General features: G+C 44.0%; 21 protein-coding genes. 14 read left to right on the top strand and 7 right to left on the bottom strand.

Features of this window, described 5'->3' with window-relative positions:
• Positions 1 to 37: 37 nt before the first annotated feature.
• The 7 genes from H4W00_RS10155 to H4W00_RS10125 all read left to right on the top strand — a co-directional run bounded on the left by H4W00_RS10155 (position 38) and on the right by H4W00_RS10125 (position 8,027).
• A complete protein-coding gene (locus tag H4W00_RS10155) occupies positions 38 to 817 on the top strand; it encodes a ParA family protein (RefSeq protein WP_209957869.1) in 780 nt (259 codons plus the stop codon).
• A gap of 158 nt (positions 818 to 975) precedes the next feature.
• On the top strand, positions 976 to 2,166 hold the full coding sequence (locus tag H4W00_RS10150; protein WP_209957866.1) for a ParB/RepB/Spo0J family partition protein: 1,191 nt from the start codon (positions 976 to 978) through the stop codon (positions 2,164 to 2,166).
• A gap of 75 nt (positions 2,167 to 2,241) precedes the next feature.
• Entirely contained in the window at positions 2,242 to 4,029 is a 1,788-nt protein-coding gene (gene msbA / locus H4W00_RS10145) for a lipid A export permease/ATP-binding protein MsbA (protein WP_209957864.1), read from the top strand.
• 131 nt (positions 4,030 to 4,160) lie between these two features.
• Positions 4,161 to 5,417, top strand: coding sequence for a tetraacyldisaccharide 4'-kinase (gene lpxK, locus H4W00_RS10140; protein WP_209957862.1), 1,257 nt, complete (start codon positions 4,161 to 4,163; stop codon positions 5,415 to 5,417).
• 52 nt (positions 5,418 to 5,469) lie between these two features.
• Positions 5,470 to 6,315, top strand: a complete 846-nt coding sequence (gene kdsB, locus H4W00_RS10135) for a 3-deoxy-manno-octulosonate cytidylyltransferase (protein WP_209957860.1) — start codon at positions 5,470 to 5,472, stop codon at positions 6,313 to 6,315.
• Positions 6,316 to 6,425: 110 nt separating this feature from the next.
• Positions 6,426 to 7,556 (top strand): DNA polymerase III subunit delta', encoded by a 1,131-nt coding sequence (locus H4W00_RS10130; protein WP_209957858.1) that lies wholly within the window; start codon positions 6,426 to 6,428, stop codon positions 7,554 to 7,556.
• Positions 7,557 to 7,679: 123 nt separating this feature from the next.
• The gene (locus H4W00_RS10125) at positions 7,680 to 8,027 is read left to right on the top strand and encodes a PilZ domain-containing protein (RefSeq protein WP_209957856.1); all 348 of its coding nucleotides are present in this window, start codon (positions 7,680 to 7,682) and stop codon (positions 8,025 to 8,027) included.
• A gap of 96 nt (positions 8,028 to 8,123) precedes the next feature.
• On the opposite strand, the gene ppk2 is transcribed toward H4W00_RS10125, so the two are convergent.
• Both ppk2 and H4W00_RS10115 read right to left on the bottom strand, forming a co-directional pair.
• Positions 8,124 to 9,137, bottom strand: coding sequence for a polyphosphate kinase 2 (gene ppk2, locus H4W00_RS10120; RefSeq protein ID WP_334684945.1), 1,014 nt, complete (start codon positions 9,135 to 9,137; stop codon positions 8,124 to 8,126).
• 258 nt (positions 9,138 to 9,395) lie between these two features.
• The gene (locus H4W00_RS10115; protein ID WP_209959165.1) at positions 9,396 to 10,934 is read right to left on the bottom strand and encodes an acetyl-CoA C-acetyltransferase; all 1,539 of its coding nucleotides are present in this window, start codon (positions 10,932 to 10,934) and stop codon (positions 9,396 to 9,398) included.
• 963 nt (positions 10,935 to 11,897) lie between these two features.
• On the opposite strand from H4W00_RS10115, the gene H4W00_RS10110 reads away from it, so the two are divergent.
• The 4 genes from H4W00_RS10110 (at position 11,898) to H4W00_RS10095 (ending at position 16,927) form a co-directional block, all read left to right on the top strand.
• Positions 11,898 to 13,298, top strand: a complete 1,401-nt coding sequence (locus H4W00_RS10110) for a 3-oxoacyl-ACP reductase (RefSeq protein WP_209957854.1) — start codon at positions 11,898 to 11,900, stop codon at positions 13,296 to 13,298.
• 320 nt (positions 13,299 to 13,618) lie between these two features.
• Positions 13,619 to 14,536, top strand: coding sequence for a MaoC family dehydratase (locus tag H4W00_RS10105; RefSeq protein WP_209957852.1), 918 nt, complete (start codon positions 13,619 to 13,621; stop codon positions 14,534 to 14,536).
• 173 nt (positions 14,537 to 14,709) lie between these two features.
• Positions 14,710 to 15,285, top strand: coding sequence for a beta-lactamase hydrolase domain-containing protein (locus H4W00_RS10100; RefSeq protein ID WP_334684943.1), 576 nt, complete (start codon positions 14,710 to 14,712; stop codon positions 15,283 to 15,285).
• Positions 15,286 to 15,475: 190 nt separating this feature from the next.
• Positions 15,476 to 16,927 (top strand): serine hydrolase domain-containing protein, encoded by a 1,452-nt coding sequence (locus H4W00_RS10095; RefSeq protein WP_209957849.1) that lies wholly within the window; start codon positions 15,476 to 15,478, stop codon positions 16,925 to 16,927.
• A 119-nt stretch (positions 16,928 to 17,046) separates the two neighbouring features.
• On the opposite strand, the gene H4W00_RS10090 is transcribed toward H4W00_RS10095, so the two are convergent.
• From H4W00_RS10090 to H4W00_RS10080, 3 genes are all read right to left on the bottom strand, one after another.
• Positions 17,047 to 18,297, bottom strand: a complete 1,251-nt coding sequence (locus tag H4W00_RS10090; RefSeq protein WP_209957847.1) for a cation:proton antiporter — start codon at positions 18,295 to 18,297, stop codon at positions 17,047 to 17,049.
• Positions 18,298 to 18,635: 338 nt separating this feature from the next.
• Positions 18,636 to 20,519, bottom strand: a complete 1,884-nt coding sequence (ilvD, locus tag H4W00_RS10085) for a dihydroxy-acid dehydratase (RefSeq protein ID WP_209957845.1) — start codon at positions 20,517 to 20,519, stop codon at positions 18,636 to 18,638.
• 224 nt (positions 20,520 to 20,743) lie between these two features.
• Positions 20,744 to 21,499 carry a hypothetical protein gene (locus H4W00_RS10080; protein WP_334684942.1) on the bottom strand — a complete coding sequence of 252 codons (756 nt, stop codon included), beginning with the start codon at positions 21,497 to 21,499 and terminating at the stop codon, positions 20,744 to 20,746.
• A 413-nt stretch (positions 21,500 to 21,912) separates the two neighbouring features.
• Between H4W00_RS10080 and H4W00_RS10075 the strand changes: the two genes are divergently transcribed.
• The 3 genes from H4W00_RS10075 to dusB all read left to right on the top strand — a co-directional run bounded on the left by H4W00_RS10075 (position 21,913) and on the right by dusB (position 25,956).
• Positions 21,913 to 22,353: an HIT family protein gene (locus tag H4W00_RS10075; RefSeq protein WP_209957840.1), complete on the top strand. Its 441-nt coding sequence runs from the start codon at positions 21,913 to 21,915 to the stop codon at positions 22,351 to 22,353.
• Between the two features lie 396 nt (positions 22,354 to 22,749).
• Positions 22,750 to 24,798: a BCCT family transporter gene (locus H4W00_RS10070; protein ID WP_209957838.1), complete on the top strand. Its 2,049-nt coding sequence runs from the start codon at positions 22,750 to 22,752 to the stop codon at positions 24,796 to 24,798.
• Positions 24,799 to 24,909: 111 nt separating this feature from the next.
• A complete protein-coding gene (dusB, locus tag H4W00_RS10065) occupies positions 24,910 to 25,956 on the top strand; it encodes a tRNA dihydrouridine synthase DusB (RefSeq protein WP_209957836.1) in 1,047 nt (348 codons plus the stop codon).
• A gap of 88 nt (positions 25,957 to 26,044) precedes the next feature.
• On the opposite strand, the gene H4W00_RS10060 is transcribed toward dusB, so the two are convergent.
• Positions 26,045 to 26,260, bottom strand: a complete 216-nt coding sequence (locus H4W00_RS10060) for a hypothetical protein (RefSeq protein WP_209957834.1) — start codon at positions 26,258 to 26,260, stop codon at positions 26,045 to 26,047.
• A 95-nt stretch (positions 26,261 to 26,355) separates the two neighbouring features.
• Positions 26,356 to 26,820, bottom strand: coding sequence for a hypothetical protein (locus H4W00_RS10055; protein WP_209957832.1), 465 nt, complete (start codon positions 26,818 to 26,820; stop codon positions 26,356 to 26,358).
• Positions 26,821 to 26,828 lie beyond the last annotated feature (8 nt).

The raw sequence follows: 26,828 nt of genomic DNA, 5'->3' as shown, positions 1-26,828 counted from the left end.
AGCGGTGAGTGTCACATTAATTAAATTGAGTGAGTGTATGGAAATCATAGCAATTGCGAATCAAAAAGGCGGCGTTGGCAAAACCACGACGGCGGTCAACTTGACTGCCAGTTTGGCCGCCAAGCGCAAGCGGGTACTGCTGATTGACTTAGACCCACAGGGTAATGCCACTAGTGGTACTGGCCTTGATAAGAACGACCTTGAGTTAACGATTACTGACGTGTTACTTGATGGCACGTCTTTGCAAGAGGCTATTATCAAAAGCCCGGCAGGCTTTGATGTGATTGGTGCCAATCGTGAGCTGGCAGGTATGGATATTACCTTGATGGGTCAAACCAATAGCCACGAGCTATTAAAGACTGCGATGGCGGAATTAGTAGCGGATCAAATTAATGATCAAAAAAAGCCTTACGATTATATTATTATGGACTGTGCACCCAGTTTAAACTTATTGACTATCAATGCTTTAGTCGCTACTGACGGGGTTATTATTCCGATGCAGTGTGAGTATTATGCGCTAGAAGGTCTTGCTGACTTGTCACAAACGATTGAGCGGTTAACGGAGCTGAATCCTAAGCTGTATATTCGCGGAGTGGTTAGAACCTTATTTGATGCGCGCAATACCTTGGCCAATGATGTATCCGCTGAGCTTGACGCACATTTTGGCGACATAATGTACAAAACTCATATTCCAAGAAATATTCGTTTGGCTGAAGCACCAGCCCATGGCATGCCAGTACTGGCGTTTGAAAAAAGCTCAAAAGGTGCGCAAGCCTATCAAAAGCTCGCTGCTGAAGTTATTAAGCAAAGCCGCTAGTAGAGTAGTTGTAGCTATTAGTGCACTAATAATAGCGGTCTGAAAATTTACTAAACTGTTTAAGTGTTATTTTTTATATTCATTAATCATTATAGTTATCAATAAGCACTTATTAATAATCATTGGGCTTTTATTTTAGCGTTAGAGGATAGGTAATCATGGCGAAGAAAAGAGGGTTGGCTGCCAATCGAGGCTTAGATGCCCTATTGGGGTCAATCAAAAAAGAAAAGCAAATTACCGCCTCTGCCTTACAAGATGACACGGTTGTAAGTAATAGTATCGTTGTAAGTGACGATACGGCTATAAGTGATGATACGGTTATAAGTGATGATACGGTGCTGAATACAGTCTCAAACTTAGCTTCAGAAGCAACATCAGAAGCAAGTAAACTAGCTAAAACTAGCCGTGCAAAAGCTCGTGAAAAATCAGCTATTGCTATAGAAGAGGCTAACAACAAGAGCAATCGTACGCCACGCCCAGCACGAAATAGTAGTAGGATGCGTAACAGCGTTACCGATAACAGTGCGGCTGACGACCAAATTAGTTTAGTACAAATAGATGTTAATCGGTTGCAAGCCGGTAAATACCAGCCACGTCGTGATATGAGCGAGACCGCGCTTGCAGAGTTGGCCTCTTCTATTGAACAGCACGGCGTCATGCAACCTATCGTTATTCGTCCGTTACTGGCAAATGAAGACAAAAGTGCTGCGGTGGTTACTCATGAGATTATCGCTGGTGAGCGCCGCTGGCGTGCCGCAAAAATGGCCGGTAAAACAGTTATCCCAGCGATTGAACGTGCGTTATCCGATGAGCTGGCCATTGCGCTGGCATTAATCGAGAATATTCAACGTGAAGACTTATCTGTGATTGAGCAGGCTGCCGCATTACAGCGGTTTCATACTGAATTTGGTATGAGTCATGCCATGATTGCTGAAGTGGTGGGCAAAGCGCGTACGACGGTATCGAATTTATTAAGATTGAACCAGTTACATGACACGGTCAAAGACCACCTAGCAAATAGTGCGCTCGATATGGGTCATGCACGTACGTTACTGGCACTATCCTCCGAGCAACAACCGATCATTGCCCAAAAGATAATCGATGGTGGTATGACGGTACGAGAAGCCGAAAAGTTGGTTAAATCAATCTTAAACCCTGCGCCCAAAATAAACCGTACAGAACAGGTGCAGAGTCATGATGCTGAGCGCTTAACTCAGCGTCTGACGGATGCGTTAGGGGCTGAGGTCAAGCTCAAACATAAAAAAGACGGTCAAGGTAGTGTCGAAATATTTTTCCACAATCAAGATGAGTTTGCCAGCTTGATTAAATATTTAGAAGCACAAAATTGATACTGTTTCAAACGTTTATATCGTCACGCTGTCAGTGTGAAAAATTCATAGATTTACACCCAAATTGAGGCTTTTATGAGCCAAGCTTTTCAGTCTGACTCTAAAAAAAATACGGCTAAAAAAATATCAGCGTCGCCATCAACTACGCCCAAGCACAAGACATTACTGCGCCTATTAAGCTACCTTAAACCCTATTGGTGGGCGTTATTACTGACGGTGGTCGGTTTTAGTATTAACGCTGCAACAGAGATTTGGATTGCTAAGTTACTGCAATATATTACTGATGCCATTAACCAAAACGACCAAAGTAAACAAGATTTATTTCCATTTATTATTATTGCGCTATTTTTCGTGCGCGGTGTGGGCAGCTTTTTGGGTAACTACTATACTGCCTTGGTATCGCGGAATCTGGTTTATGAGCTGCGGGTGCAAGTGTTTAACAAGTTGCTGCGCTTACCGAGTTCATTCTATCTAGCCAATCCAGCAGGCACGATATCTTCTAAGCTTATTTTTGATGTGGAGCAGGTGACTGCTGCTAGTACTGACTCTTTGAAGACCCTGTTGCGTGATGGTCTAACGGTTTTAGCTTTGATGGGCTTTTTACTTTATAGCAATTGGCGTTTGACCTTAATTCTGTTTTTAGTGTTACCGCCAATATTATGGCTGATTCGTATTGCCTCTAGGCGCTATCTCAAACTGTCAAAGGGCATCCAAGAAACTATGGGTGATGTTAGTCATATCACTAATGAAGTGATTGGCGGTTATCAGGTGGTCAAAAATTATGGTGGGCAAGCTTATGAAGCGAAGCGTTTTGACGCGACTTCAAAAAAGAACTTACGCCAAGGCATGAAGGTAGTCGTTACTAACAGCATTAATACGCCAGCGGTACAGCTATTGATGGCGATAGCAATGGCCGTAGTCGTGTGGCTTGCGCTACGTCCTGCGGTCATTGATAACATCTCAGCGGGTGAGTTTATCTCTTATATCGCGGCGGCGGGTTTGCTCAGTAAGCCGGTGCGCTCGTTGACCGATGTCAATCAAAAACTGCAAAAAGGTATTGCTGCTGGCGAGTCTATATTCGCGCTGATTGATGAGCCCGAAGAGCAAGACAGCGGCACGCTTAATCCGGCCCTATCAGGCGCGATTCATTTAAATAACGTCGGCTTGGTCTACCCAGACTCGACTGTGGCCTTACAAGACTTTAACTTAGACATACGCGCAGGCGAAACCGTCGCGTTGGTTGGGCGTAGTGGTGCCGGCAAGTCATCCTTAGTGAACTTACTAACGCGCACCCTAACGACTTCTTCAGGGCAAATTACGATGGACGGTATGCCGATTGAGGACATTACTTTAGAGAGTTTGCGTTCGCAGATTGCGATGGTCAATCAGCAAGTGGTACTGTTTAATACCACCGTATTTAATAATATTGCTTATGGTAGTTTAGCGCAAAAAACTCAGGCTGAAGTTGAGCTTGCAGCAAAAGATGCCTTTGCTCATGACTTCATTATGAAGATGCCACGCGGCTATCAAAGTGAGATTGGCGCGGAAGGTCTTCAGTTATCTGGTGGACAGCGTCAGCGCTTATCTATTGCTCGTGCTCTCCTAAAAGATGCGCCCATTTTAATATTGGATGAAGCGACTAGTGCGCTTGATAATGAGTCGGAATATTTCATCCAGCAAGCACTCGATAATGTCATGAAAAATCGCACAACTCTAGTTATTGCGCATCGCTTAACCACTATTGAATCTGCCGACCGCATCGCAGTGATGAATGGCGGCCAGATTGTCGAGATTGGAACCCACAGCGAGCTGATGCAAAAGCAAGGTCATTACGCGCAAATGTATGAAAGAGATTTTGAGTAGCTTTTTGCGGTTGATAAAACGATTGAGCTGCTACTCATTAAGAGCTGCTAAGTATAAAGGCGTGGTCAAATCTCTAATAAATGACAGTACGATAATCTACAATTAAGCAATGATAGGTGAAGTGGTAGCCCATGAGCATTGAAACGACAGTGACCCATGCATGGCAACGTCAAGCTGCTTGGTTATGGCTATTGCTGCCTATCAGCTGGCTGTATGGTTTGCTTATGATGCTACGCCGTCAGGCTTACAAAACGGGGTTGTTTTCTAGCTATCGTGCGCCCACTGCTGTCATGGTCATCGGTAATATTACGGTCGGTGGCAGTGGTAAGACCCCATTAATTATTACCTTGGTCAGTTATTTGCAGCAGCAGGGCGTGAAGGTTGGGGTTATCAGTCGCGGCTACGGCGGCGATAGTAGTAAAATGCCAGCATTAGTCACTGCAGATAGTGTGCCTAGTGAAGTTGGTGATGAGCCGTGCTTAATTGTCAATATGACCGGTGCTGCAATGGCGGTATGCCCTGATCGCAAACAAGCCATTACGACTTTATTAGTGGCTTATCCTGATCTACAGCTCATTATTGCAGATGACGGCTTGCAGCATTATGCGCTGCAACGTGATATCGAGTGGATTGTAGTAGATGCGGCACGTGGTTTTGGTAATCAACAGTTATTACCGACAGGATTTTTACGTGAGCCGATATCGCGGCTAAAAGGTGCTAGCGTCATCTATCATAAAAAACCAAATGCAAAACCAACGCCTGACCAGCAAAAACACAACCTTCAATACGATCATCACGATAACGATCAATCTTCAAGCACGCGTTTAACCATGCAGCTACAGCCAGATAGCTTACAACGATTATGGCAACCCCTGCTCGCTAATGACGTTCAGATGAATAGCATAGAGCCAATCGATAAAACTGAGGATATAGTGCTGATTGAGGATATAGCGCTGATTGATGGCGTGGTGTCCACCGATACAACAGCACCGACCACAGGCAGTCAAGTACATGCGGTTAGCGGTATTGGTTATCCGCAGCGGTTTTTTGACACGCTTAGCATGCTTGGGTTTGTCGTTATCCCGCACCCTTATCCTGATCATTATGATTTTGACATTATTGATCTCTTACAATACACGCAGTATCCAATCATCGTCACTAGCAAAGATGCGGTCAAAATAAAGACGCTATTAATACATGAGTCAGCGTTAGCAGCCAAAACTAAGCAAACGCTCAACGATGAGTATCAAGATTTAATAACCAGGCTATGGGTATTACCAGTGACGGCCTTATTATCTGACAGCTGTTATGTTGATCTGCAGAAGCAGCTAGTAGCTTTGGACATTCATATTGATAGCGGTGACAAGAGTAAAACAAATAACTGCTAGTGATTATGATTTTGTATGACTTATTTTGTGTGATTTATTATAGGAACCAGCCATGTCGACTGTATTAGCGCCAGCTAAAACTCATATTGTTATTCCCGCGCGTTTCAAGAGTACTCGGCTGCCTGGTAAACCCTTATTAAGTATCCACGGCAAGCCCATGATACTGTGGGTAGCTGAAAAAGCGCAAGCGGCGCATTTTGCTGACGATATGTGTATTGCTACTGATGATCAGCGTATCGCCGAAGTCTGTATAGCGGCAGGTTACGAGGTAGTAATGACTAGCGCTAATCACGTATCAGGTACGGATCGTTTGGCTGAAGTCGCTGCGATCAAAGGCTGGGCCGCTCAGGATGTTGTTATTAATATGCAAGGCGATGAGCCATTAGTGCCACCACTGCTATTAGAGCAGGTCAAAACATTGCTGCTACAAGATAGCGATAGCGTTATGGCGACTTTATATGAGCCTATTGACGATTATTATACTTTTATGCGTCCATCGGTAGTGAAAGTAGTCAGCCAAACTCATGGTAATCAACAGCGCGCGCTGTATTTTAGCCGTGCGCCTATTCCTTGTGATCGCGATGTCGCACTGGCTGTGGACAGCAATGAACAAAAACCAGCCATAGCAGATCTATCACAATTGCCACCACCCAAGCATGCTTATCGCCATTTAGGGCTATATGCTTATCGGGTTAGTTTGTTACAACAATTTATCCATTGGTCGCAAACGCCACTTGAGATTCTCGAAAGTTTAGAGCAACTACGAATTTTAGAGAATGGGGGTAGTATCGCGATCGCTGCCGCTGCCCATCGGTTACCGGCAGGGGTCGATACCCAAGAAGATTTGGACCGCTTAAATGCCATGAGCTTAACTGAGTTTCAAAGTGATATACGATAAAATAGCCTAAGTAGCATAATTTAAAATCTGAATGAAATCTTAAATGAGAATCTAAAAAATTAAACTTATTAAGTGGCGTATTACATTATGGGTCAGTAGGTGTGAATGATATGACAGACACAACCAGCATGACAGACAGTATATATTTCGCGCCTCTATTACCGTGGCAGCAAACCTTGTGGACCCAGCTTACGAGTCGAGTGCTACTGCCGCAGCAGTCCCTTCCGCATGCGTTATTGGCTGCGGGTATGCAAGGCATGGGCAAGCGTGCGTTTGTTTGGCGCTTGGTCGCATGGTTATTATGCCGCGAGCATCACAGTCATCCACTGGGTGCTTGCGGCGCTTGTGAAAGCTGTCAATGGCTTAGATCCGGTACTCATCCCAGCTTACAAGTATTGCCCATTATCACCATGCCGGTTAGTGTTGAAAGCGCCAACAGTCGGGAAGCTTCAAGCAGTCCCGCTAAAAGTAGCAAATCAAACAAAAAATCGACCAAAACAGCAAGCAATACGGCACTGACAATAAAAATTGATGATATCCGTGCCTTACACCCTTTTATCTATCAAGGCGGGCGGGGGATGCGAATTTGTGTATTAGATCATGCGGAGCAAATGACTATTGCTGCTGCTAACGCATTGCTCAAGACCTTAGAAGAGCCACAAGCGCAAGTCCATCTGTTTCTTATTAGTGATACCCCAGCACAGCTACTGCCAACCATCAAAAGCCGTGTCCAGCAGCTGGCATTACAGAGCATTGATCCCGCTATCACGTTGGATTATGTCACCCACGCATTGGGCAGTACCGTCAATCGTGAAGCGGTTGGCCCGGCAGCGATTGAGCAGCTATTACAATTAGCAAATGGTGCACCTTTAGCGGCAATAGATTTAGCTCGGGCCAACTGGTACAGCAAACGTGCGTTATGGCTAACCACATGGCAGGCGCTGCGTAGCGGCAAACGTAGTAGTATGGCAGCAAGCGATTATTGGCAAGGCCAGCTCAATATAGTTGAATTTACCAAGCTATCTGAGCTAATGCTACTTGACATTCGGCGTGTTGGTCTTGGACTCAACGCGGTGCAAAAAGACCTTAATTTGTCAGAAGCACTAATGCATTATCAACCCTCTGATAGTGCATTAGAAACCTTAGCAAACAGCTTACAACAAACGAAAATGGCCCTACAGCAAAATGTACAAGAAAAATTTGGTTATGATAAGCTGATGCAGGATTTGGCACTTTTATAGCGTCGCTTTTATGGCTTGTGCCTTATAAGCTAGCAAGGTAAAAGTCAAATGATCGCTTTATAGTATTAGCCCAAATCTCGTTTACCACGTATTTAGGAACACCTTTAATCTAGGGAGCTGATTATGGCAATGCCAGGACGTGGCGGGATTCTTACCTGTCATATTGAAGACATCGCAACGTTATATGCCAGTTATTTATCTTTTGTAAATAATGGGGCCTTGTTTGTTCCTTCCAACCGCATTCAGCAATTGGGCGATGAAGTGTTCATTGCCGTTACTCTGCCAAATTCCAGTGAACGCTTACCGATGAATGGTAAGGTAGTTTGGATTAACCATAAGGCTCAAGCCAATCGCCCAGCAGGTTTTGCCGTACAGATGGGCACTGATGTGGCGGGCCAAAGAATAAAAAATGAAGTTGAGCGTTTATTGGTTGGTAAGATTGATGGCGTGCAGGCCACTTATACCATGTAGCTTAGTTATTAAATAGCTTAGTCATTAACTGGCTTTGCTATATATTACATAATATAGTGCTATAGACATACAGCATAATCGTTATATCAAATACGATTAATAACGCGGTGGCACATACATATCGTCCGGAATAGGTTCGCGATAGTATTCATCATCGCGTTTGCGATCAGGCAATTCTACTTCTTCGCGTGGCACTTCGTTATAAGGTATTTGTTCCAGTAGATGAGCGATACAATTTAGCCGAGCCCGTTTTTTGTTGTTGCCTTCCACTACCCACCATGGCGCTTCTGGGATATGAGTGCGCTCAAACATGGTCTCTTTGGCCTTAGTATAATCTTCCCAGCGTCGCCGTGATTGCAAGTCCATCGCCGAGAGTTTCCACTGTTTCAGTGGGTCATGAATCCTACTCATAAAGCGCGAATGCTGCTCATCATCGGTGATCGAAAACCAATATTTTACCAAGCGAATACCTGAACGCACTAGCATGCGCTCAAATTCAGGAACCGATTGAAAAAACTCCTCGTACTGGGCATCGGTACAAAACCCCATTACTCGCTCAACGCCAACGCGGTTGTACCAGCTGCGATCAAACAGCACGATCTCGCCAGCTGCTGGCAAGTGCGCCACATAGCGTTGAAAATACCATTGTGATTGCTCGCGTTCAGTCGGCGCTGGCAAAGCGGCCACTCTACAGACCCGCGGGTTCAGTCGTTGAGTAATGCGTTTGATGGCGCCGCCTTTACCGGCAGAGTCGCGCCCTTCGAATATCACTACGATACGTTCACCGCGGTCAACCACCCAATCTTGTAACTTAATCAACTCACGTTGTAAGCGTACCAGCTCTTGGAAATACGTACGACGATCAAGCCTTTCTTGCTTGGTCATTTCACGGCCATCAAAACGAAAATCGCGGACATAGTCATCGATTTCGTTCTCAAGCTCTTCGTCGTAGGAATCTATTAAATCTTGATGCATTTTATGGCGCATCTTATCATTAAAAACCTCTTTATCTATCCGTTCGACGATCTTGCTTTTCTCGGATACGCTTAGCTCATTAGGTTGCTGCTGTGGTAGAGATTTAGGGTCAATCTCTGAAGGTACCTTGGTCATAATCAACTCCTCTTAAATCAGATCAGCATTGTTTATTATGTATGCTTGTGACTTACTTTAGCACATTTAGTATTGTGCCTAAAAATAGGCGACGCTTTATTGATCGGTATTTATTTTATTTTTTAATGATAGCCACCTTAATGAATAACCCCAATTAATAGCCAAAAAAACACCGTCTAACCAGGTGATTAAACGGTGTTTACAGTCAGCAAGTATAAGTCAGATCAGTAAGATTAAAATAACGTGCTGTCTCTAATATTACTTCTCTAAGATACAAGTCACACCTTGACCACCAGCAGCGCAAATAGAGATAAGCGCACGGCCTGAGCCTTTTTGATCCAGTAATTTAGCAGCAGTGGCTAAAATACGAGCGCCGGTTGCGGCAAAAGGATGTCCAGCAGCCAGTGACGAACCATTCACGTTCAGCTTGCTACGGTCAATAGATCCTAATGGGGTATCTAATCCCAAGCGCTCTTGGCAGAAGCTGTCATCTTCCCAAGCGCTAAGGGTTGATAGTACTTGTGAAGCAAAAGCTTCATGAATCTCATAAAAATCGAAGTCTTGTAAGCTAAGACCGGCACGATCAAGCATGCGTGGTACGGCGTAAGCTGGCGCCATAAGCAAACCTTCTCTGTCACCCGCTTTACCAATGAAGTCGACAGCAGCCGTTTCCTGATGGACGATATAAGCAAGCGCTTTAAGGCCATGCGCTGCAGCCCATTCGTCATTAGCCAATAGTACACAAGAGGCACCATCGGTCAATGGAGTAGAGTTGGCAGCAGTCATAGTAGGGTTGGCATTCTTTTTGCCAAAGGCGGGCTTGAGTTTACCCAGTTTTTCAAGGGTAGAATCTGGACGTAAGTTATTATCGCGAGTCAACCCTTTGTATGGCGTGATCAAATCATCAAAGAAGCCTTCATCATAGGCACGCGCCAAATTTTTATGGCTATTAAAGGCCAGCTCATCTTGTGCTTCACGACTGATATTCCACTCAAGGGTCGTGATTGCTTGATGGTCGCCCATTGATAAACCGGTACGTGGTTCGCCGTTTTGTGGTGCGTCAATCAAATCTTTTGGATTCAGACCCATTAATGCCTGTAGGCGTTGCTTGTTATTTTTAGCAGCACCCAACTTAATCATCACTTTACGTAGGCCGTCACCGATCGCGATGGGCGCATCTGAAGTGGTGTCAACGCCGCCGGTGATAGCGGAATCAATAATACCTAGGGCGATTTTATTGGCAGAAGCAAACGTCGCCTGTAGACCGGTACCGCAAGCTTGTGAGATGTCATAAGAAGGGGTATGCGGGTCTAGTGCGGTATTCAGTACGGTTTCACGGGTTAGGTTAATATCACGGCTTAGCTTCATCACTGCACCAGCAACCACTTCGCCCATTTTTTCATCTTGCAAATTATAACGTTCAATCAGACCGTTAAGAGCAGCAGTCAACATATCAATATTGCTGGCATCAGCATACGGGCCGTTTGAGCGGGCAAATGGGATACGGTTGCCACCTAAGACAGCCACGCGATGCTGACCGGCGCTTAATTTTGTATTACTGGCTTTTTTAGTAGCAGTCTGCGTTTTTTTATCAGCATCGTCAGATTTTTTACCAGTACTTTTTTTATCACTGCTGTCTTTCGCAGGGCTTTTATCTTTCTCAACGGCTTTTTCTTTTTTGGCATCAGCTGCTTTAGGGTCAGATACTTTTTCTGCTGATTTATTACTTTTATCATCATCCTTTTTAGCCGATTTTTTGGTAGTATTGGTCTCAGCAGTGCCATTAGAATTGTTCACATCGTAAGCATTGTCTTGTTCTTTAGCTGTGGCGTCTTTACTAGTATCTTCATTGGTAGGGTCTTTATTGGCAGTCGCCGCTTTTGAGTTGGCAGTCGTATCAAAAGCATCAACCTCATTAGCTTCATTGGCTATATCTTCTTTAATTTTCGCTTTTTTCTCAGCTTGTTCCTGATTGGAGCTGTTATCTACAGGGTGGCCTTTAGCATCAATGACATCGGTCGCTTCTTTAAGCTCAGCGATTGAATCATAATGAGCGTCATTATTGCCATTACTTTTGGCACTGGTAGTGCTGTGATTATTAGCCGTTGCTTTATCAGTGCCTTTGACGACGGTGCTGTTAATAACAGGGCTACTGTTTTTATCGCTCATAATATTATCCTTAAAAGTTGGGTTAAAAAAAGATGAAAAGTAAACATCAAAAAGTAATGTCAGATAAAAAAACCAATTAACTGTAAAATATGTCTTGAATGAATAGTATCTAAATAATATCTTATTTCGTATAACGTCGCTGCTTATGATAATGCGTTTTTACTGCATTATTGTAGGTCTTTGGCAAACCAAGTAACGGTCACTAAACGCTAAGTAAATTTCAAAAAGGCGATAAGTATTACCTATATGATAGTCTATATGTGTTGTTGGCACAGCATAGCATCTTGTTTGATAATATATTATTATCAATAGAACCGCTTTCCATAACTTATAGGCTTGATTTTATCATAGCTCAGTTGTCTTTAAATCTAGGTAAACCAGCCCTATTGTAGACTGGTTTGTCTACAAACTCTCATAGACATTACTAGATTTTGGACATGTTTACGATGGGCGTGTATAGTTGAGACAGTTTTAAACCCGCTTACTAAAGACTATTAATTTTTAATAATTATGATATTCATAAGTCTTTATAATAGTGGTATTGCATTTTTTGCTTATCATTATTTCAAATGTTAACTACAGGAATATATTATGTCAGACCGTTATGGTGATTTTGTTCAGTCTTCTATTGGTAAAAAAGTCGCAAAAAATTTAGGCTTACCATTGCCAGTAAATCTTGATCGCTTTGAAAGTGGTGAGCGTTTGGTGCGCGGCAGTGTGCTCGTCGGCTCAGCTGGTGGCGATGATACGCGCGTTAGTGAATCAGTCGCTCGTATTTTGTCAGAGTTACACGCTGAAGTGTTTGTGAATAGCAGTGATGATATCAAGGATGCTATTGCAGACGCGGGGATTGAAGCAAAAGCCAATACCGGTAGTGACGATAAATTTAAAGTATTGCTGTTTGATGCCAGTAACATCAGTAACGCGAATGAGCTTAAACAGGTTTATGAGTTTTTTCATTCAGTGGCACGCCGGGTAGAGACCTCAGGTCGAGTGATCATTATTGGTCGTCCTCCTGAAGCGACTACAGATATCGAGACCGCATTGGCCCAACGTGCCCTCGAAGGTTTTATAAAATCGGTAGGTAAAGAGTTTAAACGTGGTATCACTGCGCAACTCATTTATGTCGCTGAAGACGCTGAGCAAAACCTTGATTCGACATTACGCTTTTTCACCTCAGCGCGTTCCTCTTACGTCTCAGGACAAGTGGTACGTGTCGCTAAAGGCACTGCCGTTGAGGTAGATTGGAGCCAGTCGCTGGGCGGCAGAACCATGTTGGTTACTGGCGCCAGTCGCGGTATTGGTGAAGCGATTGCCCGAGTACTGGCTCGCGAAGGCGCGCATGTGATCTGTCTAGATGTGCCGCAGCAACAAGCTGACTTACAGAAAGTGGCCAGTGAAATTAGTGGTTCAGCCTTGATGGTCGATATCACTAGTGAGGATGCGGGTGTAGAAATTGCGGATGCTGCTGAAAAACGCGGTGGTCTAGATGCCGTTATCCATAATGCTGGTGTGACGCGTGACAAGACGCTTGCTAATATGGATGAGAAAAAGTGGGATATGGTTATTGATATTAACCTTGGTAGTATAGCTAAGCTCAACCACTATTTACTCGATAACGATGTCCTAAAAGACGACGCGCGTATTATTTGTGTCTCGTCAATTTCAGGCATCGCTGGTAACCTGGGTCAGACCAACTATGCGACCTCTAAAGCCGGAGTCATTGGACTGGTTGATGCCACTGCGAAATTGTTGGAAGACAATGCCAAAGGCATGACCATCAACGCCGTTGCGCCAGGCTTTATTGAAACTCAAATGACTGAAGCCATTCCGTTTGGCACTCGTGAAGCCGGTCGTCGTATGAACTCAATGAGTCAAGGTGGATTGCCGGTAGATGTGGCTGAAACGATTGCATGGTTTGCTTCGCCTGCTTCTGGTGGTCTGAATGGCAATACCATTCGGGTTTGTGGTCAAAGCTTGCTTGGCGCATAACCTCAGTTTATAAGATAGGCCCTCAGCAAATAACTGATTTCATTGATTGTTTCTAATTTAATTCACATATGCTTACGAAATAATTGCTGAGAAATGGTAATAAAGCTGCCCGAGGGTGGCTTTTTTATGATAAAAACACAGACTTAACACGCTAAATTTGCGGTTCACACATTTATATTCAGCTGTTTTCTTACTCGTTTAGACAGTTAGTTGGACTTATGGTTTCATCTATTGTGTAAAGATAAGACTGTAAAATAAGCCATTCAGTGGCCTCACGGATGCGCTAACAAAATTTGTTAAAGCCCACTTAGGATTGATTTATGTCAGACAAACATTATGATGCGTTACCAAAAGCGCATACCACCTACGCCAATATTATCAAAAGCTTATTGCCTATTGGCGATAACGCTAAAGTCGGTAAAGATGCGTTGCCGCAAGCAACCTACTATGTGGACGATCTGCACATTGATCAGGCTAATCTCAAAGACTACCGTAAGATCTGTGGTTTTGCCGATAATGGTAAAGTCCCTATCACTTATTTCTCAGTGCTGTCACAAGCGCTACAGATGAACATGATGGTCAAAGAGCCGTTTCCTTTTGCAATGTTAGGTATGGTGCACGTTGACAATAGTGTGACTCAGTATCGTCGTATTGGTGAGCGTGAGACGGTCACCATGTCTGTGGCATTCGATAATTTACGTGATCACAATCAAGGTCAGCAATTTGATTTTGTCACGATTATTAAGTCTGGTAACGAGATCATTTGGCAAGGCACATCAACTTATTTGTCACGTAGCAAAAAGCCTGATAGCAGTGCAAGTGGTAAAAGTGCCCCACGTCCAGTTACTGTGAAGCCGATAGTAGACGAAGCGGGGGTGCATAACATCTTTGAAGTGCCAGAAGATATAGGTCGCCGTTATGCCTTTATTTCTGGTGATTTTAATCTCATTCATTTACATCCTTTATCAGCGCGTGCCTTTGGGTTTCCTAAAGCCATTGCTCATGGTATGTGGTCAAAGGCCAAATGTTTGGCGATGATGGGCGAGTTACCTGACGCTTGTACAGTCGAAGTATCATTCAAGCTACCCATCTTTTTACCATCAGAAGTAGAGTTAATCGCTGAACCAGTAGCGACACTTGACAGCGTAGAGAATACTTGTCATTTCGGCTTATATAGCGCGAAAAACGACAAGCCTCATCTTGCCGGACATATTAAATTGCTTGCTGAAGACCAGTAACCTTGCCAGTAACCTTGCCAGTAACCTTGCCAGTAACTTTGCCAGTAACTTTGCCAGTAACTTTGCCAGTAACTTTGCCAGTAACTTTGATAGATGAGCAATAGCTGTCTACCTTTACTTAACCGCTATATTTAACTAATAAATTTATGACTATGACTTCACATGAAAATGCTATGAGCCTTCAAATTTCCACCAGCACATCTGGCTCTAATAGCTCATCAGCTCAAGCGTCTACTACTGAACAAGTAGCCGCTAACGACATCGTTGCTAATACTAGTAGTGATGCTAATAATATTGATAACGGTATCAATCTTGCCACCGTGCTGCAGCCTTATTTTCGCCCTGATGAACAAACTATCGTCTGCGGTGCGCTTAATAGTGATAGAGTCATTGCGTTAGCGAATGCTGGGGTTGAAGTGGTGCTCAACTTGCAACCTGATGATGAATTATGCTTCGACGAGGCAGCAGCTGTTGAGCAAGCGGGCATGTATTACCAACACCTGCCAATATGCGGTGTAGAAGATTTAAAACAGCTAAATATCCTAGCGTTTGATAGAATTTTACGCCAGTATCACGGCAAAAAAATAGCGATGCATTGTCAGTCAGGTAACCGAGTAGGAGCAGCAATGACCTTACGTGCAGGCTGGTTACGTGGTCGTAAAGTAGAAACAGCAATGGAACGTGGATACAGTCACGGTCTGACCAGTCTTGAGCAAGAGGTACATAATCGCCTATTAGTACCACGTTAAGTAGGCAGGCATGTAGCGGCTATGTTGAACAATAACAACCCAGTAATTTAACAATATCAGGCGACCAGTAGGTGGCCTTTTTTAATGTCAGTAGAGGCCAATCTTAAGCGCTTATTTTAAAATTTTTAGCACTTTAATCAGCATTGGTGTTTAAGATTATCCTTAAAACAATAATAAAAAAGAGACAGTCATGACTGATCACAATAGCAGTAGCTCTGACCAAGATGGTCATAAAGATGGTCATAAAGATGGTCATAAAGATGATCATAAAGATGATCATAAAGATAGTAATAGTATCAATACCAAACTTCAGCAATGCCTGCAGCAGCTGTTAGCCGACTTGCAGCTTGACGATGCCCCCGCCGGTGGTTCACTGGTGGTTTATCAAGCTGGCAAGTGTATCGCACAGGCATCTATCGGCATGGCACAGGCAGAGTTGCCATGGCAGACCGACACCTTGTCACTGAACTTCTCTACTGGCAAAGGAGTGCTGGCAACGTTAGTACATGTTTTGGTCACTCAGCAATTATTAGACTATGATCTGCCGATAGCGAGCTATTGGCCGGCATTTGCTGCTAACGGCAAAGCCGATATCACGCTACGTGGAGTGATGTCGCATCAAGCTGGTTTGTTTGCGATCACCACTATTGATGCTGATAACGAGACGCTAGTTGATTGGGATAAGATGGTTGCTAAGGTTGCTGCCATGCCGACCGCTCAAGCACATAATAGTGGCTCGTATGTCAGTGCTTATAGCGCCTTGGTCTATGGTTGGGTATTAGGCGGTTTAATAGAGCAAGTCACGGATATGTCGTTGGCCTCAGCGTTACGTCATTATTTAACTGAGCCGTTAGGTATTGCCGATAGCTGCTATTTTGGTGTGCCTATTAATAAAGTACAACAGCTTGCCAAGCCAGTTAAAAATTTTTCAGTTAAGAAAATTGAGACGTCGGAGCAAGACCGCCCACAGCTGCATGGCAAACGTCATAAGCCTGTGCTAAAAGCGGACTCTGCACAAACACTAGATACTTATGCCAAGCTGCCCAGTTACCATTGCTGGCAACAACTGGCCACCGACCAAAAGTTAACCCCAGAAAATACTCGGCTGTCCGCTACCCAAATCAATCGCTTATATTTTGATCACAGCAAGCTCAATCTAAATAATTATAAAGCGGCGCTAATACCTACTAGCAAACAACCTATTGATTATTACAGTGCCGAGGCATTACAGGCGGTTATTCCAGCCGTTAATGGTGTTGCTTCAGCACAGGCACTCGCCACTATTTATGCCATGTTGGCAAACGGCGGCGAGTGGCAAGGACAGACCCTTATTGATACAGCAACATTTGCCCAACTTTCTACCGTACAGGGGTCCGGTATGGATGCGGTTATGCCGACGAATATGGAGTGGCGTCTGGGCTACCATCGTTTACTACAACTTTGTGCAGAACGTACACAAGACGAAGCGACCAAAGTCAGTGACCGAGGTTTTGGTCATATGGGCTACAACGGCTCAGTAGCATGGTGCGATCCTGCACAGCAACTGTCATTTGCCTTTGTGCATAATTTTGATGTGACCATGCTCAATGATATCCGTCAGTTTGCTTTGACCGAAGCACTGCTAGCTTTGATTGATGTTTAATTTTCTCACTTTAAAATTGCTACAGGGTCAACCTAAGTGATAACAATATATCGCTTAGGTCGTTAATAGAGGTACTGCTGCTTATCCATCTTATGGTGGATTGACTATTAGCAATCGCATTACTTGCGCGGCTTGTTTATGGTCATTTGTAATAGCCTTGGCGCACTCAAGCCATGAATAAAGATAGAAGCTAAAATTACAATTGAGCACACCACCCATAATTTAATGGCATCCTCTTCGGCGAAAAATCCCTGATTGAGTGCGTATGATAAGTAGTATAGGGTACCAATGCCACGGATACCCAGAGCAGATATAGCATATTTTTCTGTAGGGGGCATTTTTAGCCCTGACAACGCGATCATCCCACCAATCGGACGTATTAATAGTAAGAATGTAAAACTAACAATATATACCCGCCATGTTAGCTCGACCCCCGATTGTAAACCTTGACCAATGAACATACCAAAAGTCACCAACACTAATGACATCAGTAATCCCTCTGACTGTTCAGCGAAGTCGTGCAACTTATGGTGATAAGTGTGTTCACGCTCTAAACGACGAAACACAAAAGCGGCGATAAAAACTGCAATAAAGCCATAACTGTGTACATATTCGGCCAGTCCATAGGCCAGCAAGGTCAGTGCAATCACCACATAACCTTGAGAAATAGTGGTCTCTTTCAGATGTTTTGAGAATACGACTTTTGCCAGTACTTTACCGACCACCACGCCAACGACCAAGCCCGCGCCAATTTTCCATAGTACATCATGGGTAAACCACGACCATAACATCTCACCAGTAAAGCGTTGCCCTTGATCATAGGCTTCGGCTATCTTTATGGCGAGATAAACAAAGGGAAAGGCTAAACCATCATTCAGTCCTGCCTCTGAAGTTAAAGTAAAGCGCGGCGTATCCTCACCGCCAGTATTAGGTGGTCCAACTTGAATACTAGAGGCTAGTACGGGATCTGTGGGTGCCAGTACCGCCCCGAGTAAAATCGCTGCGCCCATGCTGAGCCCAAACGCGTAGTAGCCCAAAAATGCCATCGCGAAGATACCAATCGGCATAGTAATAAGTAATAAACGCGCCGTAGGACGCCATAACTGCCAAGTGAGGGGCGTGTCAATCTTGATACCGGCACCAACTAAGGAGACTAGCACCACAATTTCAGTGAGCTTTTCAATAATTAAGCCATTATCTATGGGATCTAAAAATGACAATGTTGTCCACCAGTAACCCGTCATCATCCCAAAACTAACCTGTAACATAGGCAAGGAGATAGGCGCGCGCTTAAACATAATAGGGAATAATGCCCCAAATAAGAAGGCAACCCCGCACACTAATAAGAATAAGTTATAGTTTTCGATCATAAGGTTTACGCACACGGGTATGTTAATTTGAATAGCGAAAAAACGCTTAAAACGGGCAATTAATAACAGCTACCAGAATGCAAGGCCAAGATAGTTCAATACCGTCAAATATGGATAATAAAGAATATAAGTTATAAACAATATTTATCATGACGGTAAAAGCTGGCGAGCTCCGCAAAAAATCGTTATCAGAACGGCTGCTACGTTGTTTTTTGGTGAAAAAAAAGCCAGCGCTAGGCTGACTTAGGATAAATTTAGAATATAGGCATCAAAAAAATACCGTGTCATTGTCTGTCTTTAAGTGATTGCTAGTTTAATATGAGCTCAGCATTTAAATCCTAGCGCTCTACCTGGGTCACATCACGCACCGCACCGGTATCAGCACTGGTGGTCATAGCGGCGTAGGCGCGTAGGGCAGGAGATACATGACGCTGGCGATGGGTAGGCTTCCAGGCATCACGGCCACGACTTTCCATTTCTTCGCGGCGCGCGGCTATGTCAGCATCACTGACTTGCATATTAATGGTACGGTTAGGAATATCAATGTGAATGATATCGCCTTCGTGAACCAGACCGATTGCGCCACCTTCAGCCGCTTCAGGGCTAGAATGACCAATGGATAGGCCTGACGTACCACCAGAGAAACGACCATCAGTGAATAGCGCGCAGGCTTTACCGAGGCCTTTAGCCTTCAGGTAAGTAGTCGGGTAGAGCATTTCTTGCATACCGGGACCGCCTTTGGGGCCTTCATAGCGGATAAGAACCACGTCACCGGCCACGATACTATTGGCTAGCACGGCGGTTACCGCGTCATCTTGGGACTCAAATATACGCGCGCGTCCAGTAAAGACTAAGATACTGTCATCGACCCCAGCAGTTTTGACCACGCAGCCACGCTCGGCAATATTACCATAGAGGACTGCTAGGCCACCATCTTCGGAATAAGCATGCTCGGCACTACGAATACAACCTGACTCACGATTAACATCGAGGTTCGACCATTCTTTTGATTGGGAGAAGGCCTCGGTGGTACGTACGCCGCCTGGTGCTGCGATATATCTTGCGCGCGCCTCAAGATTGTCAGGATTCATAATATCCCACTTATCAATGGCGGCTTTTAACGTTGGACTATGGACAGTTGGCAAACCAGTATTGAGCAAGCCGATCCGGTCAAGCTCGGCTAGCAGCGCAAAGACACCGCCAGCGCGATGCACATCTTCCATATGATATTTTTGCGAGGCTGGGGCAACCTTAGCCAGACAAGGTACATTGCGACTTAAACGGTCAATATCAGGCATTTTAAAGTCGACTTCTGCTTCATTAGCAGCGGCCAGTAGGTGCAAAATAGTATTGGTCGAGCCGCCCATGGTGATATCTAAGGTCATGGCATTTTCAAAGGCCGCTTTAGTAGCGATTGAGCGCGGTAGGACTGAATCATCATCTTGCTCATAGCGACGTTTGGCCAGGGACACAATAGTACGTCCCGCTTCTAAGAACAGCTCGCGACGTAGTGAGTGAGTCGCAAGCAGCGAGCCATTACCCGGTAATGCCAGTCCTAATGCCTCGGTCAAGCAGTTCATAGAGTTGGCAGTAAACATACCAGAGCACGAACCGCAAGTGGGACAGGCTGAGACTTCGATAGCGGCGACATCTTCATCACTGATACTTTCATCTGCCGCATCCATCATCGCATCAACAAGGTCAAGCTTACGAATGGTACTGCCACCATCTTCACTATTATGACTTTTTCCAACCGTACTGGCTAGAATTTTGCCCGCTTCCATTGGGCCGCCTGAGATAAAGATGGTGGGAATATTAAGACGCATGGCGGCCATTAACATACCGGGGGTGATTTTATCGCAGTTAGAGATACAAACTAGGGCATCCGCGCAATGGGCATTGACCATATATTCCACAGAGTCAGCAATCAAGTCACGGCTGGGCAAAGAGTACAGCATACCGCTATGTCCCATGGCAATACCGTCATCGACCGCAATGGTATTAAACTCTTTGGCGACGCCGCCTGCGCTTTCAATCTCGCGCGCGACCAGTTGTCCTAAGTCTTTAAGATGGACATGACCGGGCACAAACTGAGTGAATGAGTTAGCAATGGCAATAATAGGTTTGCCAAAGTCGCCATCAGTCATGCCGGTGGCGCGCCACAGTGCTCGTGCACCTGCCATGTTACGACCGCCAGTAGAAGTTTTTGAGAGATAGTCCATATGATATTCCTTACAAGTAGTCGGGGTGTATTCAGGTATGAGTCCCCAACTAGGACGTTGATAATGTATTTTTTATAGATAGGGGGTACTATTAGAAAGTCGGTATTAAAAAACTATTTTTAATAAATAACCAGATGTTATGAAGAAGTCACGATACCATACCATTAGATATCAGTAACTAAAACCAATCCGTGGACAATCGTAAAGAAATTGGGACTCAAACGTTACTCGAGGCGTTCTAAGATAGCCGACTCAAACCAGGGTAGCTCTGCTTTATCTGCCTCTAGCTTGGCGATAACGATTAGGGCGTGAGTCGCTGGCAGATACTGATAATCAGCGCTGGCATCAATAGTGTGTAGTTGTTCTTGGTCTTCATTGTGCTCATCAATACTAATTAGTGGCTGTTTGTCGTTTTTATACAGCACATCCACACGACCAAAAAATTGCCAGTCTTTAAAGGCTGTGGTAAGGGCTTCATCTGCACTTTGGGTATATAGCTGCTGAGTACTTTTGCCGGTATTGGTCCAACGTAGCCGCACGGCCAATTGTAATGCTTCGCTAAACACCACTAACGAGCCGACAACTTTTACATGCCAAGGGCTTGCTAACAAGTCGCCTGTAATACCAATCAGTTTGGCAGCAGTATCAGCAGTCATAGAGGTGTTAAATTGCATAAGTAAAGCAGGTGTCAATGGGTGCGCCTGTTTGACACTGTCATCCAAACTATCATAATGATATAAAAACAACATCGGTAACTCTTGGGTCACGGTCTTTTTACTAATTTTACAATTATGAATACGCCAGCTGACCGCAGTATCTGTTAACGATTGTGCCAAAATAATAGCGTTGGGATCGATAGTTTTGCTAATATTTTCGTCGGCCGCAGGCTCTCGCGATTCACTACTAGAGGTAGCCGCCGCCTCTATAATATTAGGTGGTTCTACATAAGTGTCAGTATGATTTGATAATTGAGTGGGCAAGGCAGTCGATTCCATAAACTTAAAGTTAATAAAACGTGTGATTAATATAACATTTAAACCACGTTACTCGCCAATAAATTAGCATGCTTAAGTTACAAGCATTATTATTGATACGGTATTTATTATTTGTACTACTTTTATGATAGCTTTTCACATAGTTAATCCAATTCAGAAATGGCATAGTGCCACAAGTGACTTTACCTTATACGGAATCGACTGTATCAACTTAACCGCAACTTGTACTGTAAGGATATTTCGTCCACTATATTGTAGACACCATCATTAACAGCGATAACTGTCAAATGCTATTACCTAATAGCCAAGTTATCAAAAAACTAAGTTATCAAAAAACTAAGTTGTCAAAAAACTAAGTTGTCAAAAAACTAAGTTGTCAAAAAACCAAGGAAGAAATAATGAGTCAAGCCAATCAACAAACTACTTATGATGATAACAACATTTTTGCCAAAATGTTAAAGGGTGAGATTCCTTATCATAAGGTATATGAAGACGATAAAACCCTCGCCTTTATGGATATCATGCCACAAGCAGCAGGCCATGTATTGGTAATACCTAAGCAAAAAGCGGTTGATTTAGGTGAGCTTGAGCCTGAGTACGCCGCGGCGGTATTAATGACGGCCAAAAAAATCATGCAAGCGCAGCGCCAAGTATTTGAGCGTGAAGGCATTATTCAGATGCAGTTTAATGGGGCGCAGGCTGGACAAACCGTTTTTCATTATCACGTGCATCTTATTCCTGCTAGCGTTCATGAGCTTGGTATGCATGCGGCAAAAATGGCCGATCAAGAACAGCTTGCTGAGACGGCCAAGCAACTCGCTGCTGTAATTTCTATTTAAGTGACCCATTATATGAGTGGTATTCAATAGATTCACCCATTTAAAGTTCAGTCTCTCTTAACAATATAAAAAGGCAACTAACAAGTTGCCTTTTTTATTGCTTGGTAATAGTGATGTAACACGTGTTAAAAAAATGTTACAAAACAGTGGTAGTCCTGGGGTTTATACCATGTATGTGGTAAACCTTACAGGCATTTTACTATTTGCTACTAACTGGCGGCCCTAACCTTTAATCACTACTATTATTAGATTCTGATTGTAAGTGTTATTAGATTCTGGTTGTAAGCATTAGGTTTTGTGCTGTCAAAAGATATTTTCATTTTATTTGGAGTGGCCCCTTGCTAGGGATCGCTTTAAGGACAACCGCTTTTGTAAGATTCTTAAGAGACCCTTTTTATGAACAATAAATTACCTCGATCTACTATTTTACTGCCGGTTTTTGTACCGGCAGCGGTCATTATGTTGTTATTAGTGATCGGCACTGCTGTTAACCCTGAAGCGGCTGGTGAGCTATTCAGTACTGTACTGAATTTTACCACCAATACTTTTGGTTGGTTTTATATGCTGGCCGTAGCATTATTTCTGATGTTTATTATTGCCTTGGCATTTTCGCCTTATGGCAGTATTAAGCTAGGTCCAGATCACGCTGAGGCTGAGTACAAGTTCCTCGAGTGGTTTGCTATGTTGTTTTCGGCAGGTTACGGGATTGCCTTGCTGTTCTTTGGGGTAGCAGAGCCAGTAATGCACTTTGCTAGTCCGCCGCTCTCTGACCCACAGACTATTGAGGCTGCCAAAGAAGCGATGCAAATTGCTTATTTTCATTGGGGCTTTCATATTTGGGCCATTTACGGGGTAGTCGGATTATCACTAGCCTATTTTGCTTTTCGTCATGGTTTGCCGTTGTCGATACGCTCGACGCTGTATCCATTAATCGGTGATAAAATCTATGGCCCTATTGGTCATACCGTTGATGTGTTTGCGATTGTGGGTACCATGTTTGGTATTGCTACCAGCTTGGGTCTATCAGTATCACAAATCAACGCCGGCTTGAATTATCTATTACCGGATCTAATTCCAGTTAATACCACGGTTCAGGTCATCGCTATTACCTTAATTACGGCAGCGGCACTGGTATCGGTGCTAGCAGGGATGGATAAGGGCGTGAAGCGCTTATCTATTTTGAACATGGTACTGGCTACCGCGTTGATGGTTTTTGTATTCATCGTCGGTCCGACCATATTTATTCTCAATGCCTTTATGGAAAATACGGGTAGCTATTTGGGCAATATTGTTGAGCGTACTTTTAGCCTGCAAGCTTATGAAAGCAGCAACTGGATGGGCAGTTGGACCTTGTTTATCTTTGCATGGACGATTGCCTGGGCACCATTTGTTGGTCTGTTTATTGCCAAAATTAGCCGTGGCCGCACCATCCGTGAGTTTGTGTTTGGCGTAATGCTAGTACCGACCTTCTTTACCTTCTTTTGGTTTGCAGTTTTCGGCGATACCGCGCTACATATGATCATGGTAGATGGGTACACCTCACTAATTGGTGATGTACAAGACAACCAAGCGATTGCCTTATTCAAGTTATTAGAAAACTTACCTTTTACTGAGTTTGTTTCTTCATTAACTATTTTATTAATTATCACCTTTTTTGTGACCTCATCGGATTCAGGCTCATTGGTTATTGATTCGTTAGCAGCCGGTGGCCGCAGCGACACGCCATGGTGGCAGCGATCGTTTTGGGTCATAACTGAGGGGGCGGTAGCATCCGTGTTACTACTGGCCGGTGGCTTAACAGCGCTACAAACAGCCGCTATTGTCAGCGCTTTACCCTTTGCAATTATTATATTGATCTCGATGTTTGGTATGTGGCGTGCGCTACGTATTGAAGGACATCGTAATCAAAGTCTCGGTAATGACAATAGAATACCACCGCATCTACTCAAACCCTCAGCATGGCGCGAGCGTATTGACTATATGACTGATAAGCCGACTCGTGACAAAGTCTTGGCCTATATCAAAGGGGTGGTTATGCCCTCAATGGTAGAAGTGTCAGAAAAATTTGTAGAAACCGGCTGGACGACTCATGTTAATTATGATGCGGTCAATGATCGTGCGGTACTGGAATTACAACGTGGTGATGATGTTGAGTTTTGGTATGAAGTGCGCTTGTCTGAGCATGATGTACCGGACTACTATACTGAAGACATGGCCAGTGGATTGCCACAAGAGCATCATCATCGCGCTGAAGTTTATCTGCGCCGTGGTGGTCAAACCTATGACCTATATGGCTATGAGTCTGAATCAGTGATCAATGACATTATCGATCAGTTTGAGAAGTACTTGCACTTCCTAGACGTCTCACCTGATAGCTTGCCGTGGCGTATGCAGCAGCATGACGATGACATTACCCTAGAGCAGGGCAGTGTGTTTGATAAGTAGCTGTTGTTATAAATATTTATTTTGATAAGTGATTAACGCTAATTGCTTGCAATAATATCAAGAATGCTTAGAATAACGGCTTGTTTTCACTGTAAATCAAGCCGTTTTTTTATGTCTATAAATACTTCAGCTACTGCTGTTTCACCAGCAAAAAACCACGACCACCACCCTTTATTACAGCCATTAATTATCGGCGGGCTCACGATTGAAAATCGTTTGATGGTGGCACCAATGGCAGGTGTGACGGACAACCCCTTTCGTAAGTTATGCAAATCATTTGGCGCCGGTCACGCAGTCAGTGAAATGATAATTGCTGATACGGCGCTGTATGCCCGCAAAAAGTCCTTATATCGAGCTAACTTTGATGGCGAAATAGCGCCTATTTCAGCGCAAATCGCAGGCGCTGATCCAGATAAACTTGCCGAGGCTGCCCGTTATCAGATCGATAATGGGGCGCAGATTATTGATATTAATATGGGCTGTCCGGCTAAGAAGGTTTGCCGTAAGCTAGCCGGTTCTGCACTATTGCAAGATGAAGACTTGGTGGCGCGGCTGCTTGATACCGCAGTGAATGCCGTTGATGCGCCTGTGACTTTAAAAACGCGATTGGGTTATGAGAATGGCCGCGAAAATATTCTACGCGTTGCCCGACGTGCCGAACAGGCAGGCATTGCCGCGATTGCCATTCATGGTCGCACCCGTGAAGATATGTATAACGGTGAAGCGCGTTATGAGCTAATTCGTGAAGTGAAAGAAAGCATCAGTATTCCGGTGATTGCCAATGGTGATATTGATAGTGCTCAAAAAGCCCAGCGGGTTTATGAGCTGACCGGTTGTGATGCAGTGATGATAGGGCGTGCTGCCCAAGGACAACCGTGGATATTTCGGGACATCGAGCATTTTTTACGGACAGGTGAAACCCTTGCCGCGCCAACAGTTAGTGAGATTAAAGAGATTGTATTGACCCATCTGCAAGAATTATATGGATTTTATGGTGAATACTCTGGCTGCCGAATCGCTCGCAAGCATATCGCTTGGTATACCACGGGTATTCCTAATTCTAATGCTTTTCGGCAAGCGATGTATAGTGAGGAAAGTACCGCTGGACAATTTAAAGCGGTTGAGACATTTTTGACTGCCCACACTCATAGCCAATAAGAAGTAAATAAAGTGAACCGTTACTATTGAAGCCCTGCCACGTCGACGGTGGTAACAGTGGTTGTGACAAAACTGACTGTGCTAAAATTTATTGCGTTAAGAAGGATTGTTGGGAGTCTCTGGACACTTTTCTCTGGTGTAGCGGCTTTTTTTGCTGTGGAAAACGGCCTTCTAACGCCACTTGTAATGACAAGCTCAAGAATGTCTGAATCAGGACGATAAAGCCTAAAACCATAATAAGAACGCCGATAAATTCTATAATTTTGGCTATCAATTCAATGTATTGAGCTAAGATTTCTATCAAAAATGCCTCCTCATAATTAACTAGACTCGACTGCTCGTGACCTAGCAGATTTGATTAGATAAATCGGATATATTATTTATATTCGTTACGACTCATCAACTAAATACCCGCCATAATATCCAAAATATTCCTGCCATAATAATCGCAATAACCAGTAACCGCTTGGCCCAATAAGGCAGGAGTGGTTTTTTATACCCTAAATCATTGAATTGGCTATCGACACCATCTTGTAGGCCTTTGAAATTTTGTTCTGAGGGGGTAGTCTTAACTCGATCTTTTATTAAGTGCTCAGAGCTGTCTGCAACTGGCTCTCTATCAAAGCTAATCGCCTGGCTAGGAATGCCTTGTTTATTAGCAATAGTACTTAACTTTTGCTGCTGCTTGACCTTTAGCCCGGTCTCATAAGCATCAATGCGTATTTTGGCCGCCTCCATGCTGATATTTTCGTCGGCAGCTAAGGTTTTTATGGCCATCACTAAATTGCTTTTTTCTATCATCATGATCACCGCTTTGGGCAATTTAGCGCTGATAGGTTTTGAGCTGGGGTCAGAGTCAAACATGTTTATCC

It is taken from the genome of Psychrobacter sp. PL19 (genome assembly GCF_017875835.1).
In the GTDB taxonomy this organism is placed as follows: Bacteria; Pseudomonadota; Gammaproteobacteria; order Pseudomonadales; family Moraxellaceae; genus Psychrobacter.
The sequence above is the reverse complement of the archived record's forward strand: the minus strand, read 5'-3'. Positions and strand labels throughout refer to the sequence as shown.